Here is a 16588-nt window from a genome sequence, read left to right as displayed (position 1 = left end):
GGAGAAAAATATGAATTTTCGCCTGACTGGGGTGGCATTCGCAACGGTATTACTGGTGGGCTGTGCCAGCGCGCCAGACAACGAGCCGCAAGGGCGTTCCGATCCGCTGGAAGGATTTAACCGGACGATGTTCGACTTCAACTACAACGTCCTGGATCCTTATATCCTGCGCCCGGTCGCGGTGGCGTGGCGCGACTATGTGCCGATGCCGGCGCGTAACGGCATCAGCAACTTCACCTCCAACCTGGAAGAACCGGCCAGCATGGTCAACGCCTTCCTGAAGGGCGATCCTTACCGTGGGATGATCCACTTCAACCGTTTCTTCCTGAATACCCTGCTTGGCATGGGCGGCCTGATCGACGTGGCCGGCATGGCCAACCCGAAACTGGCGCGCGAAGAGCCGAACCGTTTCGGCAGCACCTTGGGCCATTACGATGTGGGTTACGGTCCGTATGTGATGTTGCCTGGCTACGGCAGCTTCACGCTGCGTGAAGACGGCGGTGATTTTGCGGATACGCTGTATCCGATGCTGAGCTACCTGACCTTCTGGATGTCGGCGGGCAAATGGGTGGTCGAGGGTATCGAAACTCGCGCCCAACTGCTGGATTCCGACGGCCTGCTGCGCAACTCCTCCGATCCTTATGTCATGGTGCGCGAGGCTTACTTCCAGCGCCACGATTTCATCGCCAACGGCGGTTCGCTCAAGCCGGAAGAGAACCCGAACGCCAAGGCGATTCAGGGCGAGTTGGACGAGATCGACTCGCAGTAATCTCTGGCCTTATGCCAAAGAAAACCCGCCATCAGGCGGGTTTTTTTATGCCGACGGCGAGCCGCGGGCAAAGAAAAAGCGCCCCGTGGGGCGCTTTGGCATATTTCTCAAGCGAGATTAGAAGCGGTAGTTGAAGTTGGCGCCGTACAGCCAGGCCTTGCCCACAGAGTTGAAGGTGTAAGGGCCTTCGTTGATGGTGACTTTCTGGCCGTGCATGTAGGACACGCCGACGTCAACCGAAGCGTCTTTGTTGAACGCATAAGAGGTACCTGCACTGACCCAGAAGCGGTCCTGATCCGGAATGGAGATGGAACGGTTCTGTGCCGGCACCGGGCTGTCATCGAAGGCAACGCCGCCGCGGAAGGTCCAGTTGTCGTCGTAGAAGTAAGTGGTACCCAGCGCGATGCGGTAAGCGTCGCGGAAGCCTTCATGCTTCTGGAACAGCGTTTGACCGTTGCTGCCGGTGGCTCTCAGCTCCTGGAACTGACTCCAGCTGGTGTAGGCCAGGCTGTAGTGGATGGCCCACTGCGGTGCCACTTTGTTGTAACCGGACAGTTCCCACATTTCCGGCAGGTTCAGATCCAGAGAACCTGGGATGGTGCTGCCGCTGGTGCCCCACGGTAAGCCCACGCCCAGCGCCTGGGTAATTGGGTTGTACTGTGCCGGCAGGCTGCTCTTGTAGTCACCGTCGAACTTGATTTTCACTTCAGAGCGATAGGTGAAGCCGTAACGGTTGTTTTCATCCACTTCGTACAGCAGGCCGGCGTTCCAGCCGAAGCCCCATTTATCGCCTTTCAGGTGAGAAATCTGGGTGTCGCCAGGGATTTGAGCAATCATCCCGGCTTGCTGAGGCGTTAATTTACCGGTTTGCAGGCCTTGACCGGCAAGCAGCTTCGGCAATTCACCAGCGTAGCGTTCCAGTTTGGCTCTGGCGTAGACGGCATCAAAGCCCAGGCCGAAGCTGAAATGTTGATCCAGGCGGTAAGCGCCGCTCAGGTTCAGGTTCAGGGTTTCCAGATCGGTTTTACCGCCGTAAGCGCCCGCGGTGTAGCCGTCGTTGAATTCGGTCGCCAGGCCGTAGTTGCTGGTGACAGAGCCGCCTACGGCGAACTGATCGTTAATCGGGTGAACGTAATGCAGGTTCGGCACCCAGGCGGTTGGCGCGATGTTTTTCGCATCCAGGCTGGCGCCGGAAGGAGATTTGCCGGTGATGTCTACGTCTGGATCGATGAAGACCGCGCCGATGGAGAGTTCCGGGCGGGTATACATCATCAACAATGCCGGGTTGCGGCTCGCGGAGGCCGCCGTATCCGCCATGGCGCCTTCGCCAGAATACGAACGTCCTAAACCAGCTGCTGAGAACTCGTTCAGCTGGAATCCTGCGGCAGACACGTTTGAAGAAATAATTGCCACTGCAGCTGCGAGAGCTGATTTAGTCAATAGGTTTTTCTGGCTCATGACCAAAACCTCATTATGTGTTTATTATTTAAACTATTGTTACACGAAGTAACAAGGAGCGCGGGATTGTAGGGTCCGTTATCGTTCAGACAAATCAGACCAGTGGCTGAAGTATAGGTCTGACCTGTGAAGATGTTGCAAGTTTGTTTTTGAAATATTTCTAACCTGATATCAAAAAAGAGATCCGCTTAACAAAAAGCCAGCGGTAAATAACAAAATTCTTACTATTCCTTAGCAGACGCTCATTTTTATTTGTGATTTCCATCACTTAAAACACCCAGTAAAAGTAAGTGCTAGTGATTGCCTGCGCGGAGGAGTAAAATACCCGCAGAATTTTGTGGCTTTGTGCCGGTGAGTAAAACGGCAATTTGGGCTGATAACAGAGGCCCTTGAGGAGAACCAATCATGTCAGATGCAATTAATAAATGCAGCGCCCAGGAAACCGCAGCCTGCTGCTGTGTGGATGTCGGCACCGTGATGGATAATACCGATTGCACCGCATCCTACAGCCAAGTGTTCAGCAATCAACAAGATGCGGAGGCGATGTTGGCGGCCCTGAGCGAAAAGGCGCGCGCGGTCGAATCCGACCCTTGTGACATCAGCAGTAGCATTAAACCGGTTGACGGCGGCGTGCAGTTGGAGGCCGATTTCACCTTCGCCTGCCAGGCGGAAACCCTGATCTTCCAGCTCGGCCTGCGTTAATCCCGCTTTACCCCCGGCGCCGCCTGTTGCGCGCCGGGGATTTCCTTTCCCGTATCCCTCCTGTAGAAAGTGCGCCTGCTCGCAGTTTTGATCTCTGCCGGTTTGCCAAATGTAACCGTTTGGTTAACAATGACCTCATCAGGTCAGACCTCTTTCTGCCCATTGCGCTGACGTTATTTTCTTCAGGAGCATTTATGAGTAAGGCACTGCCGTTGGTGACCCGTCATGGTGACCGCATTGCGATTGTGAATGGACTGCGTACCCCTTTTGCCAAACAGGCGACCGCCTATCACGGCATTCCGGCGGTGGACTTAGGGAAAACGGCGGTGAGCGAGCTGTTGGCGCGCAGCGGTATCGATCCGCAGCTTATCGAGCAACTGGTGTTCGGCCAGGTGGTACAAATGCCCGAGGCGCCGAACATCGCGCGTGAAATCGTGCTCGGCACCGGCATGAGCGTCCACACCGACGCCTACAGCGTGTCGCGCGCCTGCGCCACCAGTTTCCAGGCGATCGCCAACGTGGCGGAGAGCATCATGGCCGGCAGCATCAGCGTCGGCATCGCCGGCGGGGCCGACTCTTCTTCCGTCTTGCCGATCGGCGTCAGCAAAGCGCTGGCGCGCACGTTGGTGGACGTCAACAAGGCGCGCACGCTGTCGCAGCGCCTCAAGCTGTTCAGCCGGCTTAAATTCCGCGATCTGATGCCGGTGCCGCCGGCGGTGGCGGAGTATTCCACCGGCCTGCGCATGGGCGATACCGCCGAACAGATGGCGAAAAGCCACGGCATCACCCGTGAAGCGCAGGATGCGCTGGCGCACCGTTCCCACGAGCTGGCGGCCAAGGCCTGGCGAGAGGGCTGGCTGCGCGACGAGGTGATGACCGCCTACGTGCCGCCTTACCGCGCGCCGCTTTCTGAAGACAACAACATCCGCAAAGACTCCAGCCTGGCTTCCTACGCCAAGCTGAAGCCGGCGTTCGATCGCAAGCATGGCAGCGTCACCGCGGCCAACAGTACGCCGCTGACCGACGGCGCGGCGGCGGTATTGATGATGAGCGAATCGCGCGCCAAAGAGCTGGGGCTGCAGCCGCTGGGCTATTTGCGCAGCTTCGCCTTCGCCGCCATCGACGTGTGGGAAGACATGCTGCTGGGGCCCTCCTACGCCACGCCGCTGGCGCTGGATCGCGCCGGCATCGGTCTGGCGGATCTGACGCTCATCGACATGCATGAAGCCTTCGCCGCGCAAACGCTGGCTAACCTGAAGATGTTCGCCAGCGAAGCGTTCGCTCGCGAGAAGCTTGGCCGCAGCCAGGCGATCGGTGAGGTGGACATGGACAAATTCAACGTGTTGGGCGGTTCTATCGCCTATGGCCACCCGTTCGCCGCCACCGGCGCGCGGATGATCACCCAGACGCTGCATGAGCTGAAACGTCGCGGCGGCGGGCTGGGCCTGACCACCGCCTGCGCCGCCGGCGGGTTAGGGGCCGCGATGATCGTGGAGGTGGAATAATGAGCTTCGAGAACGCATTGCACGAACAGCGCGCCACGCCGTCGGCTTTTCAGCTGACGATTCGCCCCGACAACATCGGCGTGATCACCATCGACGTGCCGGGTGACAAGGTCAATACGCTCAAGGCCGAGTTCGTCGAACAGGTCAACGACGTGCTGATCCGGGCGCAGCAGCATACCGCGCTGGAAGGGCTGGTGATCGTTTCCGGCAAGCCGGACTCGTTTATCGCCGGCGCCGACATCACCATGATCGCCGCCTGCGCCAGCGCCAAAGAGGCGGAGACGCTGGCCAAAAAAGGGCAGAGCACGCTGGCGCAGATCGCCGCTTTTCCAGTGCCGGTGGTGGCGGCCATTCACGGCGCCTGCCTGGGCGGCGGCCTGGAGCTGGCGCTGGCCTGCCACGGCCGCGTCTGTTCGCTGGATGACAAAACCGCGCTCGGTCTGCCGGAAGTGCAGCTGGGTCTGCTGCCGGGCTCCGGCGGCACTCAACGTCTGCCGCGTCTGATCGGCGCCGCCAAGGCGCTGGATATGATCCTGACCGGCAAGCACATTCGCGCCCGCCAGGCGCTGCGCATGGGGCTGGTGGACGACGCCGTGCCGCCGTCGATTTTGTTGCAGACCGCTATCGAGCGGGTGAAGCAGGGCTGGAAGCATCAGCGCGAGCTGTCGTGGCAGGATCGCCTGCTCAACGGCCCGCTGGGCAGAAACCTGCTGTTCAGCATCGTGCGCAAGAAAACGTTGGCGAAAACGCATGGCAACTACCCGGCGGCGGAGCGCATCATTCAGGTGGTGCGCACCGGGCTGGATCACGGCAGCGCCAGCGGCTATGAGGCCGAAGCGCGCGCCTTCGGCGAATTGGCGATGACGCCGCAGTCGGCGGCGCTGCGCAGCCTGTTCTTCGCTTCCACCGCGCTGAAAAAAGAGCGGGGCGGCAATGCCAGGCCGCACGCCTTGCATCGCGTCGGCATTCTCGGCGGCGGCCTGATGGGCGGCGGCATCGCCTGCGTTACCGCCACGCGCGGCGGGTTGCCGGTACGCATCAGAGACATCAATGAAACCGGCATCAATCACGCGCTGAAATACAGCTGGGATGTGCTCGGCAAGCGGGTGCGCAGCAAGCGCATGCGTCCGGCGGAGCGGCAAAAGCAGATGATGCTGATCTCCGGCTCTACCGATTACACCGGCTTTGAGCAGGCGGATATCGTGGTCGAGGCGGTGTTTGAGGATCTGGCGCTGAAGCAGCAGATGGTGGCCGAAGTCGAAGCGCACTGTGCGCCGCATACCGTATTCGCCTCCAATACCTCCTCGCTGCCTATCGGCCTCATCGCCGAGAAAGCCCAGCGGCCGCAGCAGGTGATCGGTCTGCACTACTTCAGTCCGGTGGACAAAATGCCGCTGGTGGAAGTGATCCCGCATGCCGGTACCAGTGAAGAGACCATCGCCACCACCGTGGCGTTGGCGCACAAGCAGGGCAAGACCGCCATCGTGGTGGGCGACAGCGCCGGTTTTTATGTCAACCGCATCCTGGCGCCGTACATCAACGAAGCGGCGCGCTGCCTGCTGGAAGGCGAGCCGATGGAATCGCTGGACAAGGCACTGGTGGATTTCGGTTTCCCGGTCGGCCCGATCACGTTGTTGGACGAAGTGGGCATCGACGTCGGCACCAAAATCATTCCGGTACTGGTCGAGGCGCTGGGACCACGTTTCGCCGCACCGGCCGCGTTCGATGCGGTGCTGAAAGACGGGCGCAAAGGGCGTAAGAACGGCCGCGGCTTCTATCTCTACCCGAGCGAGGGGCAGCAGCGGCAGCGGCGTAAACGTGCGGATACCTCTTTGTATTCGCTGCTCGGCGTCACGCCGAAGGCGCATATGCTGCCGGCGACCATCGCCCAGCGCTGCGTGATGATGATGCTGAATGAAGCGGCGCGCTGCCTGGAGGAAGGCGTGATCCGCAGCGCGCGCGATGGCGACATCGGTGCGGTGTTCGGCATTGGCTTCCCGCCGTTCCTCGGCGGCCCGTTCCGCTATATGGACGAGCTCGGCGCCGAGAAGGTGGTGAAGACGCTGGAATACCTGCGCCAGCAGCACGGCGAGCACTTTACTCCGTGTGAACGCCTGCAGCGCATGGCGCAGCAGGGCGAGCGTTGTTACCCGTTGGGGAGCTGAACGCAGGGCGGCCCGATTTGCACTATAGTTGCAACAGGGCCGCGTTGTGATCGCCATCACTCCTTGCAACAGCGTCAGCCGGTGAGGCTGTACAGCATGGCTGCGGCAGCGGTAAGTTAGCTTGACCGCCATCAATAAATTTCATGGCGGCGAGGTTAAAATTTAACCCGTTGAATTGATTGTTCTGTGAGCAATCAGGGTTTGCCAGGGGAGGGTTGCTGTAAAAAACAGCATTTTCTTTAGGCAAACTTTCAGGCAAAATGCCCGGCCGCCATAAAGAGACGGCGCGTTATCGTTTTAAAGCTTTGGCTTTGGGGTTGTAAAACTCGGCGGTACAGCACGCACGGCGTTTCTGTATAGCGTTACTTTGTCAACAACAGCGGTGCAATATGCAAGTTTTGATTATGCGTCACGGAGAGGCGGCGCTCGAGGCAGCCAGCGATGCGGTAAGGCCCCTTACCCTGTGCGGCCGCGACGAGTCCCGTCAGATGGCGGCCTGGTTGAACACCAAGTCTGTGGATATTGAACGCGTGCTGGTCAGCCCTTATCTGCGGGCCGAACAGACGCTGGCGACGGTGCGTGAAGCCTTGACGCTGCCGGAGGGCGAAGAAGTGCTGCCCGAGCTGACCCCGGGCGGCAACGCCGAACAGGTCGGCAGCTATCTGCAGGCGCTGGCGATGCAAGGGGTGAGCTCGGTGCTTATCGTGTCGCACCTGCCGTTGGTGGGGTATCTGGTGGCCGAACTGTGCCCGGGCGAGTGCCCGCCGATGTTCGCGACCTCGGCGATCGCCAACGTCGATCTGCCGGCGGACGGCAGCTACGGCAAGTTTGAATGGCAAGTCAGCCCGTCGCAGGTAATGGCCAAGGTCTGAGCCGCGCGGTGCGAAAATAAACTCAGGGCGATGTCTGACATCGCCCTGAGTCGTTTCTGCGCAACGCTATTCCGCCAGCTCCACCAGCAGCAGGATGGCGGCATTGCCGCCCCATTCCTTCGGCGCCTGATGGAACGCCAGCACGTCGGGGTGCTGCGCCAGCCACAGCGGCGTTTGCTGTTTGAGGATGTGTTTGCCGTGCCCGTGCATCACACAGGCGCAGTGCACGTGCTCGCGTTTGCAGGCGGCGATCAGCGCCCCCAGTTCCTGCTTGGCCTGCAGCTGGGTCAGGCCGTGCAAATCCAGAAACAGCTCCGGCGAATAATCGCCGCGTCGCAGCTTCTTCAGCTCATACGGGCTGCTGCCGGGGCGCACGTAGCGCGTCGGGCCTTCCTCTTCCAGCTGCGGCTGGTATTCATCTGAAAAATAATAGCTGGCATCGACCTGCTCCTGCAGCAGCCGCTGCGGCGCAATCTGTTTGATCTTGGGCTTCGGCGGGCGGTGGACGATGGTGTCCTGGCGCAGTTTTTTTGCGCCCGCCACCGACTCTCTGAAGAGCTGTTGTTCGTCTTTGCTCAGAGGGGGCTTGTTCTTCATGCTTCATTCACCGGAAATCGTTTATTTCGCTAGTTTACCTTGTGAATGAGCGCTGTCGACGCAAAACTCGGGCCAGAGTGAAAAGCGCGAGGGGCGAGCGTGATTTGTCGCGGGCTTCATGGCAAACTATGCGGCTAAATCATGAAACACAGCGCCTGCCGGAGGGCAAATTGGACAAAATTTTCGTCGACGAAGCAGTGAACGAACTGCACACCATTCAAGATATGCTGCGCTGGACGGTAAGCCGCTTCAACGCCGCCAATATCTATTATGGTCACGGAACCGACAATCCGTGGGACGAAGCGGTGCAATTGGTGCTGCCAAGCCTGTTCCTGCCGTTGGACATTCCGGAGGACATGCACACCGCCCGCCTGACCTCCAGCGAGCGCCATCGCATCGTTGAGCGCGTGATCCGCCGCGTCAACGAGCGCATTCCGGTCGCCTATCTGACCAACAAGGCCTGGTTCTGCGGCATGGAATTTTACGTCGACGAGCGCGTGCTGGTGCCGCGTTCGCCGATCGGTGAGTTGATCAACGATCGTTTCAGCGCGCTGATCTCGCATCCGCCGCGCCATATTCTCGACATGTGCACCGGCAGCGGCTGCATCGCCATCGCCTGCGGCTACGCTTTCCCGGAAGCGGAAGTGGACGCGGTGGACATCTCCAGCGAGGTGCTGGCGGTGACCGAGCGCAATATTCAGGCGCACGGCGTCGAGCACCAGGTGATCCCGATCCGTTCCGATCTGTTCCGCGACGTTCCCGCGATCCAGTACGATCTGATCGTCACCAACCCGCCGTACGTCGATGCGGAAGACATGTCCGATCTGCCGCAAGAGTTCCGCTTCGAGCCGGAACTGGGTCTGGCTGCAGGCAGCGACGGCCTGAAACTGGTGCGCCGCATTCTGGCCTGCGCGCCGGACTACCTGACCGACGACGGCGTGCTGATTTGTGAAGTGGGCAACAGCATGGTACATCTGATGGAACAATATCCGGACATTCCGTTCACCTGGCTGGAGTTCGAAAACGGCGGCGACGGCGTGTTCATGCTGACCAAACAGCAGCTGGTGGATTGCAAGGATCACTTCAGCCTCTATCGCAGCTAAGCCGCATTTCCAGGCCCGCACGGCGGGCCTCATAAAGATAAAAGACTAACGGTAAGGAGCCGTGATGGCAGGAAACAGTATTGGGCAGATTTTCCGCGTCACCACCTTCGGTGAATCTCACGGGGTGGCGCTGGGTTGTATCGTCGATGGCGTGCCGCCCGGCATTCCGCTCACCGAAGCCGATTTGCAGCACGATCTGGACCGCCGTCGTCCGGGCACCTCGCGTTACACCACCCAGCGCCGCGAACCGGATCAGGTGCGCATTCTCTCCGGCGTATTCGAAGGCGTGACCACCGGCACCAGCATCGGTCTGATCATTGAGAACACCGATCAGCGCTCGCAAGACTACAGCGCCATCAAAGACGTGTTCCGTCCAGGGCATGCCGACTACACCTACGAACAGAAATACGGTCTGCGCGACTATCGCGGCGGCGGCCGTTCTTCGGCGCGTGAAACCGCCATGCGCGTCGCGGCGGGCGCTATCGCCAAGAAATACCTGCAGCAGAAATTCGGCGTGCAGGTGCGCGGCTATCTGGCGCAGATCGGCGACGTGACCTGCGAGCTGAAAGATTGGGAGCAGGTCGAACAGAACCCGTTCTTCTGCCCGGATCCGGACAAGCTGGAAGCGCTGGACGAACTGATGCGCGCGCTGAAAAAAGAGGGCGACTCCATCGGTGCCAAGGTCAGCGTGATTGCCGAAAATGTGCCGGTTGGCCTGGGCGAGCCGGTGTTTGACCGCCTCGACGCCGATCTGGCGCACGCGCTGATGAGCATCAACGCGGTGAAAGGCGTGGAGATCGGCGACGGGTTCGCCGTGGTGACCAAGCGCGGCAGCGAAAACCGCGATGAAATCACCCCGGAAGGCTTCCAGAGCAACCACGCCGGCGGCATTCTCGGCGGTATCAGCAGCGGCCAACCGGTGATCGCGCATCTGGCGCTGAAGCCGACCTCCAGCATCATGGTGCCGGGTCGCACTATCAATCGCCAGGGCGAAGCGGTGGAAATGGTCACCCGTGGCCGCCACGATCCGTGCGTGGGCATCCGCGCCGTGCCGATCGCCGAAGCGATGATGGCGATCGTATTGATGGATCACCTGCTGCGCCAGCGCGCGCAAAACGGTGATGTGGTTTCTGACGTGCCTCGCTGGTAATCACCATGAAAAACTGGATGTTGGGTCTGCTGGCCCTGACGGCCTCCGCTTCCGCCATGGCGCTGACGCCGTGGCAGAAAATCGACCATCCGGTGGCCGGCGCGCCACAGGCGGTGGGCGGTTTCGCCAACGGCTGCATCATCGGCGCGCAGCCTCTGCCGCTGAATTCACCGAACTACCAGGTGATGCGTACCGACCAACGCCGTTATTTCGGTCACCCGGATCTGCTGGCGTTCATTCAGCGCCTCAGCAGCCAGGCGAACCAGAAAGCGCTGGGCACGGTGCTGATCGGTGACATGGCGATGCCGGCCGGCGGGCGCTTCAGCAGCGGCCATGCCAGCCATCAGTCGGGGCTCGACGTCGACATTTGGCTGCAGCTGCCGCGCCAACGCTGGAGCGCGCAGCAATTGCTGAAACCGCAGCCGATCGACCTGGTGTCAGGCGATGGCAAGCAGGTGGTGGCGAGCCAATGGCAGCCGCAGATTGAGTCGTTGATCAAGCTGGCGGCGCAGGATGCGGAGGTGACGCGCATCTTCGTCAACCCGGCGATCAAGCAGCGTCTGTGCCTGGATGCCGGTGCCGATCGCGCCTGGCTGCACAAGGTGCGGCCGTGGTTCGGCCATCGCGCGCACATGCATGTGCGCCTGCGTTGTCCGGCCGGCAGCCTAGAGTGCCAGGAGCAGGATACGCCGCCGCCGGGCGACGGCTGCGGCGCTGAACTGGCGAGCTGGTTCGTGCCGCATCAGCCGAACGCGAAGCCGGGCAAATCCGTGCCGCCGCCGTTACCGCCGACCTGTCAGGCATTGCTGGATCACCATTTCTCAGCGGAATAACACATGGACTGGTTCGTCATCGGCCCCGAGATGCTCGGGGTGTTGTTTGCGGTAGCGCTGCTGGCGGGGTTTATCGACTCCATCGCCGGCGGCGGCGGGTTGCTGACGGTGCCGGCCTTGCTGGCGGTGGGGGTTCCTCCGGCGCAGGCGCTGGCGACCAATAAACTGCAGTCGGTCGGCGGTTCTTTCTCCGCCAGCCTGTACTTTATTCGCCGGCGTGCGGTGAACCTCAATGACCAGAAGCTGACGATATTTCTGACGCTGATCGGTTCGATCGTCGGCGCGATTCTGGTGCAGCATATGCGCGCCGATCTGCTGCGGCAGATGCTGCCGCTGCTGGTGATCGGCATCGGTCTCTATTTCCTGCTGATGCCACGATTGGGTGAGGAAGATCGTCAACGCCGCCTCGGCGCCTTGCCGTTCGGGCTGGTGGCCGGCGGTTGCGTCGGATTCTACGATGGCTTTTTCGGCCCCGGCGCCGGATCGTTCTACGCGCTGGCCTATGTGACGCTGTGCGGCTTTAACCTCGCCAAGTCTACGGCGCACGCCAAGGTGCTGAACTTCACCTCCAACGTCGGCGGGCTGACGCTGTTCATCATCGGTGGCAAGGTGGTGTGGAGCATCGGTTTGGTGATGCTGGTGGGGCAGGTGCTGGGGGCGCGTTTGGGCGCGCACATGGTGCTGACCCGCGGGCAGAAACTGATTCGGCCGATGATCGTGATCGTCTCGCTGGTGATGAGCCTCAAGCTGCTGTACGACAACCACGGCGCGGAGATTCAGCAGTGGTTGACTGCCTTCACGCACGGTTGACGATGAAAATGGGCGTCTGTTATGCGCCCATATCCCCCCGCCGGTTATCAGGTATAATGGCCTCTTTATTTTTGTGGTTATAGAGTTTTTTATGTCAGACACGCAGACCCGTCATCACTATGAACAGCTGATCGAGATCTTCAATCGGTGTTTCAGCGATGATTACAACACTCGCCTGGTGAAGGGCGACGACGAGCCTATCTACCTGCCGGCTGACGACGAACTGCCGTATCACCGCATCGTTTTCGCCCACGGCTTTTACGCCAGCGGCCTGCACGAAATCTCGCACTGGTGCATCGCCGGCGAAGCGCGCCGCCAATTGGTGGACTTCGGTTACTGGTATTGCCCGGACGGGCGCGACGCGCAAACCCAGAGTGAATTCGAAGCGGTGGAGATCAAACCGCAGGCGTTGGAATGGATGTTTTGCATGGCGGCCGGTTTCCCGTTCAACGTCAGCTGCGACAACCTGAACGGCGACTGCGAGCCGGACCGCATCGCGTTCCAGCGCAAGGTGCGCGCCCGGGTATTGACGCTGCTGGAGCAGGGAATACCCACACGGCCTGCGCGCTTTATTCAGGCGTTGCAATCGTTCTACAATACGCCACCGTTGGCGGCCGAGCATTTTCCGTATCCGGAAGATCTCAACTGACGCCACAGCCCGTTATTTAATGAGGAAATTTGATGATCGCAGAATTTGAAGCGCGCATTTTGGCGCTGATTGATGACATGGTAGAGCACGCCAGCGATGATGAACTGTTTGCCGGTGGCTACCTGCGCGGTCATCTGACGCTGGCGGTGGCCGAAGCGGAAGAGCAGGGCGAGCACACCGCCGAAGCGTTGAAAGCGCGGGTGGAAGAGAGCCTGCACAAGGCGATTGCCGCCGGGGAGCTCTCGCCGCCGGATCAGATCCTGGTGCGCGGCATGTGGGAAAACCTCTATCAGGCGGCAACGCCCGCCGCTTGACCGTTATGCCGGGGCGCGATTGCCGCGCCCCTTAGGGTTGATTAAACCACACGTCCTTTCAGCAGTTTCCGCACCCACATCCGATTCGGATTCAACGCCGCCAGCAACTGCGCATCGCCCGGCAACGGCTCGCCGAACAGCTGCGCCGCCAGAATTTCCGCCGCCAGCGGCGCCGAGCACAAGCCGCGCGAGCCTAATCCGCCGATAGCGAACAGGCCGGGATAAACCGGCGCATCGGCGACGGTTTCACCGCGCTGGTTCTGCCGCTGCAAATCCTGATACTGCATTAGCGTAGCCTGATAGTCCGGCAGTGCGCCGACCATCGGCAGATGATCGCGAGTGGCGCTGCGCACGCCGCAACGTGCCTGATGCGCGCTGACGTCAACCTGCTGCGGCCAGGCCTGTTCCGGCAGGCAGCGCAGCAGGCGTTCGCGGTTATCCTGCTGCTCCTGCTCGCGGTAGTCGGTGGCGGTGTCGCCGCGTTGGTAGCTGGCGCCGATGCAGTGCTGGCCGTTGTTGACGTTGACCGGCGTCAGATAGCCGTCATAGCACAATACCTGTTTCAGTTGGCCGAGCGCCTGTGAGGTCGGGATATGCGACACCTGCCCGCGCACCGAGTACAGCGGCAGAGCCTCTGTTGGCGCCAGCTCGGCTAACCGGTGCCCGTTGGCCAGGATCACCGTGGCATGACGATGGCTGTCACCGTTGGTGAAGTTGATACGCCAGCCGTTTTCTTCACGCGTCAGCGCCTGTGCATCGTGCCGGTAGCGGCAAATCAGGCCCTGACGCTGCGCCAGCGCGATAGCGCCGCGCGTCAGCTCGGCCGGGCAGAGCCAGCCGCCTTGCGGGTAGGTGATGCCGCCAAAGCCGGTATCGACGCCGCACAGTTCGCTGAGCGTCTCGCGGTCGGCCGCCATCGCCAGCGCCGGCGGCCAGTCGGTTTTCAGCATATTGGCGATCTTGGCGCCGCTCTTTTCGTCATAGGCCAACTGGCTGACGCCGCACCATTGGTGATCAAAGGCGACGCTTTGTTGCAGCAGGGCGTCGTATTGGCGGCGTGCGAAGGGAAACGCGGCGCTGAAGAAGCTCTCCAGCGCGTCGCCGCTGCCGTTCAGCAGGGGATAAATCGCCCCCTGGCGGTTGCCGGATGCGCCCTCGGCCGCCTGCTCGTCGGCGCAGTACAGCGTGACGCTGGCGCCGCGCCGCAGCAGGGCCAGCGCGGTGAGCGCGCTGGCGACGCCGCCGCCGATCAGGGCGATATCGGCGGTGTTGTCCGCCGCCGGCCGCCGATACCAGGGGGCCGGGTGGGGAGCGGGCTGCGCGTCGGCGGGCAGGCAACCGGCGAGCATCTCACGCTTTTGGCCGAAGCCTTTGCAGCGGTTGACCTGAAAACCGGCCTGTTGCAACCCGCGGCGCACGAAGCCGGCGGCGGTAAAGGTGGCAAAGCTGCCTTCCGGCCGAGCGAAGCGCGCCATGGCGGCGAACAGTTGCTCGGTCCACATGTCGGGATTTTTTGCCGGCGCGAAGCCGTCGAGGAACCAGGCATCGACCTGGTTATTCATGCTGGCGTCGAACTGCGGCAACAGTTCGTTGACGTCGCCGAACCACAGATCGAGCGTAATGCGGCCTTCGGCCAACAGCAGGCGATGGCAACCCGGCAGCGGCAGCGGCCATTGGGCGCGCAGTTCATCGGCATAAGGCGCCAGCTCCGGCCAGCGCGCATGCGCTGCCGCCAGGTCAGCCTGCTGCAGGGGGAATTTTTCGAAGCTGATAAAGTGCAGGCGCTGCAGCGCGGCGTGCGGCTCGGCCTGACGGAAGCCGGCGAAGGCCTGCCACAGCGTGAGGAAATTCAGCCCGGTGCCGAACCCGGTTTCCGCCACCACCAACAGCGAACGCGGGTGGGTGGCGAAACGTTGCGGCAGCCGGTTGCCGTGCAGGAAGACGTAGCGGGTTTCTTCCAGCCCATCCTGATTGGAAAAATAGACGTCATCAAACTGTTTCGAAACAGGTGTACCCTGTTCGTTCCAGGTTAGCGTTGCGGTTTGGATGGGGGCGTGGTTCACGGTCAATGGCTCGAAATTCAAGGGATGCCGCGAATTCTAACGGCGCTGGCGCCCCGGCGCAAACTGGACAACAATAAAGCTGAAAAACGCTGATCGGACTTGTTCGGCTTACATCTGTACGCTAAAGTGCGATGCAAAATCCCGTAGGTAAATAGTGGAAGAGGTATTGAATGAAACGTGCAGTGATTACTGGCCTGGGAGTTGTCTCCAGCATTGGTAATAACCAGCAGGAGGTCCTGGCAAGCCTGCAGGAAGGACGTTCTGGGATCACTTTCTCCCAGGAGCTGAAAGATTCCGGCATGCGTAGTCACGTATGGGGGCAAGTAAAGCTCGACACGACCGGCCTGATCGACCGCAAGGCGGTGCGTTTCATGAGCGACGCTTCCATCTATGCCTTCCTGGCGATGCAAGAAGCGATCGCTTCTTCCGGCCTGAAGGAAGAAGAGTATCAAAACAACCCGCGCGTGGGCCTGATCGCCGGTTCCGGCGGCGGTTCTCCGCGCTTCCAGGTGTTCGGCGCCGATGCGATGCGCAGCCCGCGCGGCCTGAAAGCGGTCGGCCCTTACGTGGTGACCAAAGCCATGGCTTCCGGCGTTTCCGCCTGCCTGGCGACGCCGTTCAAAATCCACGGCGTGAACTACTCCATCAGCTCCGCTTGTGCGACCTCCGCACACTGCATCGGCAACGCGGTTGAGCAAATCCAACTGGGCAAACAGGACATCGTGTTCGCCGGCGGCGGCGAAGAGTTGTGCTGGGAAATGGCCTGCGAGTTCGACGCGATGGGCGCGCTGTCCACCAAGTACAACGACACGCCGGAAAAAGCCTCCCGTACCTACGACGCCGATCGTGACGGTTTCGTCATCGCCGGCGGCGGCGGCATGGTGGTGGTTGAAGAACTGGAGCACGCGCTGGCGCGCGGCGCGCACATCTACGCAGAAATCGTTGGCTACGGCGCAACGTCTGACGGCGCCGACATGGTTGCGCCATCGGGCGAAGGCGCGGTGCGCTGCATGAAGATGGCGATGCAGGATCTGGATGCGCCGATCGACTACATCAACGTGCACGGCACTTCCACACCGGTAGGCGACGTGAAAGAGCTGGGCGCGATTCGCGAAGTGTTCGGCGACAATACCCCGGCTATCTCCTCCACCAAGGCGATGACCGGTCACTCGCTGGGCGCCGCAGGCGTGCAGGAAGCGATCTACAGCCTGCTGATGCTGGAGCACGGCTTTATCGCGCCGAGCATCAACATCGAAACTCTGGATGAGCAGGCGGCCGGCATGAACATCGTGACTCAGCCGACCCAGCGCGAGCTGACCACCGTGATGTCCAACAGCTTCGGCTTCGGCGGCACCAACGCCACCCTGGTGATGCGCAAACTGGCGAAATAATCCCGCCTGAGCGCCATCTCGCCATCAAGCCCGCGTTTTCGCGGGCTTTTTACTGCCCGAAGCCCGCCCGCCGGGCGCTCGGAGTTTTCCCAAATCACATCCCCTGACACATCATTACCTCGCCATTACATGCGTTGGGCATACAATAGCCGGGTAGCGTGATAATCGCTCGGTGTGGCTTTTTAAAGTGATCGAACATTGAGGCAA

15 protein-coding genes are annotated in these 16588 nt (G+C 61.0%); 12 read left to right on the top strand and 3 right to left on the bottom strand.

Annotated features, from left to right (window positions below):
• The first annotated feature begins 10 nt into the window (after positions 1-10).
• Complete coding sequence (gene mlaA, locus AC6BYQ_RS09575) at positions 11-769, top strand: phospholipid-binding lipoprotein MlaA (protein WP_019453783.1); 759 nt, start codon at positions 11-13, stop codon at positions 767-769.
• Between the two features lie 117 nt (positions 770-886).
• Here the strand turns inward: mlaA and fadL are convergent, their stop codons facing one another.
• Positions 887-2227, bottom strand: a complete 1341-nt coding sequence (gene fadL / locus AC6BYQ_RS09570) for a long-chain fatty acid transporter FadL (RefSeq protein WP_025160155.1) — start codon at positions 2225-2227, stop codon at positions 887-889.
• A 405-nt stretch (positions 2228-2632) separates the two neighbouring features.
• Between fadL and AC6BYQ_RS09565 the strand changes: the two genes are divergently transcribed.
• The 4 genes from AC6BYQ_RS09565 to sixA all read left to right on the top strand — a co-directional run bounded on the left by AC6BYQ_RS09565 (position 2633) and on the right by sixA (position 7471).
• Positions 2633-2929, top strand: coding sequence for a YfcZ/YiiS family protein (locus tag AC6BYQ_RS09565; RefSeq protein WP_072145088.1), 297 nt, complete (start codon positions 2633-2635; stop codon positions 2927-2929).
• Positions 2930-3123: 194 nt separating this feature from the next.
• Complete coding sequence (fadI, locus tag AC6BYQ_RS09560) at positions 3124-4434, top strand: acetyl-CoA C-acyltransferase FadI (protein ID WP_498056778.1); 1311 nt, start codon at positions 3124-3126, stop codon at positions 4432-4434.
• Positions 4434-6599: a fatty acid oxidation complex subunit alpha FadJ gene (gene fadJ, locus AC6BYQ_RS09555; RefSeq protein WP_498056777.1), complete on the top strand. Its 2166-nt coding sequence runs from the start codon at positions 4434-4436 to the stop codon at positions 6597-6599. Before fadI ends, fadJ begins: the two co-directional genes overlap by 1 nt.
• Positions 6600-6988: 389 nt before the next feature.
• Positions 6989-7471, top strand: a complete 483-nt coding sequence (gene sixA / locus AC6BYQ_RS09550) for a phosphohistidine phosphatase SixA (protein ID WP_004936230.1) — start codon at positions 6989-6991, stop codon at positions 7469-7471.
• 66 nt (positions 7472-7537) lie between these two features.
• Here sixA and smrB read toward each other — a convergent pair whose 3' ends face one another.
• Complete coding sequence (gene smrB, locus AC6BYQ_RS09545) at positions 7538-8068, bottom strand: endonuclease SmrB (RefSeq protein ID WP_019453777.1); 531 nt, start codon at positions 8066-8068, stop codon at positions 7538-7540.
• Positions 8069-8238: 170 nt separating this feature from the next.
• Here smrB and prmB point away from each other — a divergent pair, with 170 nt between their 5' ends.
• The 6 genes from prmB to AC6BYQ_RS09515 all read left to right on the top strand — a co-directional run bounded on the left by prmB (position 8239) and on the right by AC6BYQ_RS09515 (position 12927).
• Positions 8239-9171 (top strand): 50S ribosomal protein L3 N(5)-glutamine methyltransferase, encoded by a 933-nt coding sequence (prmB, locus tag AC6BYQ_RS09540; RefSeq protein ID WP_074055876.1) that lies wholly within the window; start codon positions 8239-8241, stop codon positions 9169-9171.
• Between the two features lie 64 nt (positions 9172-9235).
• Positions 9236-10321 (top strand): chorismate synthase, encoded by a 1086-nt coding sequence (gene aroC / locus AC6BYQ_RS09535; RefSeq protein WP_019453775.1) that lies wholly within the window; start codon positions 9236-9238, stop codon positions 10319-10321.
• A 5-nt stretch (positions 10322-10326) separates the two neighbouring features.
• Positions 10327-11154 carry a penicillin-insensitive murein endopeptidase gene (gene mepA, locus AC6BYQ_RS09530; RefSeq protein WP_025160158.1) on the top strand — a complete coding sequence of 276 codons (828 nt, stop codon included), beginning with the start codon at positions 10327-10329 and terminating at the stop codon, positions 11152-11154.
• 3 nt (positions 11155-11157) lie between these two features.
• Positions 11158-11964 carry a sulfite exporter TauE/SafE family protein gene (locus tag AC6BYQ_RS09525; RefSeq protein ID WP_019453773.1) on the top strand — a complete coding sequence of 269 codons (807 nt, stop codon included), beginning with the start codon at positions 11158-11160 and terminating at the stop codon, positions 11962-11964.
• 91 nt (positions 11965-12055) lie between these two features.
• Positions 12056-12613 (top strand): elongation factor P hydroxylase, encoded by a 558-nt coding sequence (locus AC6BYQ_RS09520; RefSeq protein ID WP_063919797.1) that lies wholly within the window; start codon positions 12056-12058, stop codon positions 12611-12613.
• A gap of 32 nt (positions 12614-12645) precedes the next feature.
• Positions 12646-12927 carry a YfcL family protein gene (locus tag AC6BYQ_RS09515; protein WP_016926855.1) on the top strand — a complete coding sequence of 94 codons (282 nt, stop codon included), beginning with the start codon at positions 12646-12648 and terminating at the stop codon, positions 12925-12927.
• Between the two features lie 41 nt (positions 12928-12968).
• Here the strand turns inward: AC6BYQ_RS09515 and mnmC are convergent, their stop codons facing one another.
• The gene (gene mnmC, locus AC6BYQ_RS09510) at positions 12969-14990 is read right to left on the bottom strand and encodes a bifunctional tRNA (5-methylaminomethyl-2-thiouridine)(34)-methyltransferase MnmC2/FAD-dependent 5-carboxymethylaminomethyl-2-thiouridine(34) oxidoreductase MnmC1 (protein ID WP_498056776.1); all 2022 of its coding nucleotides are present in this window, start codon (positions 14988-14990) and stop codon (positions 12969-12971) included.
• A gap of 170 nt (positions 14991-15160) precedes the next feature.
• On the opposite strand from mnmC, the gene fabB reads away from it, so the two are divergent.
• The gene (fabB, locus tag AC6BYQ_RS09505) at positions 15161-16381 is read left to right on the top strand and encodes a beta-ketoacyl-ACP synthase I (protein WP_016926857.1); all 1221 of its coding nucleotides are present in this window, start codon (positions 15161-15163) and stop codon (positions 16379-16381) included.
• The last annotated feature ends 207 nt before the right edge of the window (positions 16382-16588 follow it).

The sequence above is a fragment of the Serratia sp. LTN-2 genome, from assembly GCF_059740205.1.
Note: the sequence above shows the minus strand (reverse complement) of the source record. Positions and strands in the feature narration are given on the sequence as shown.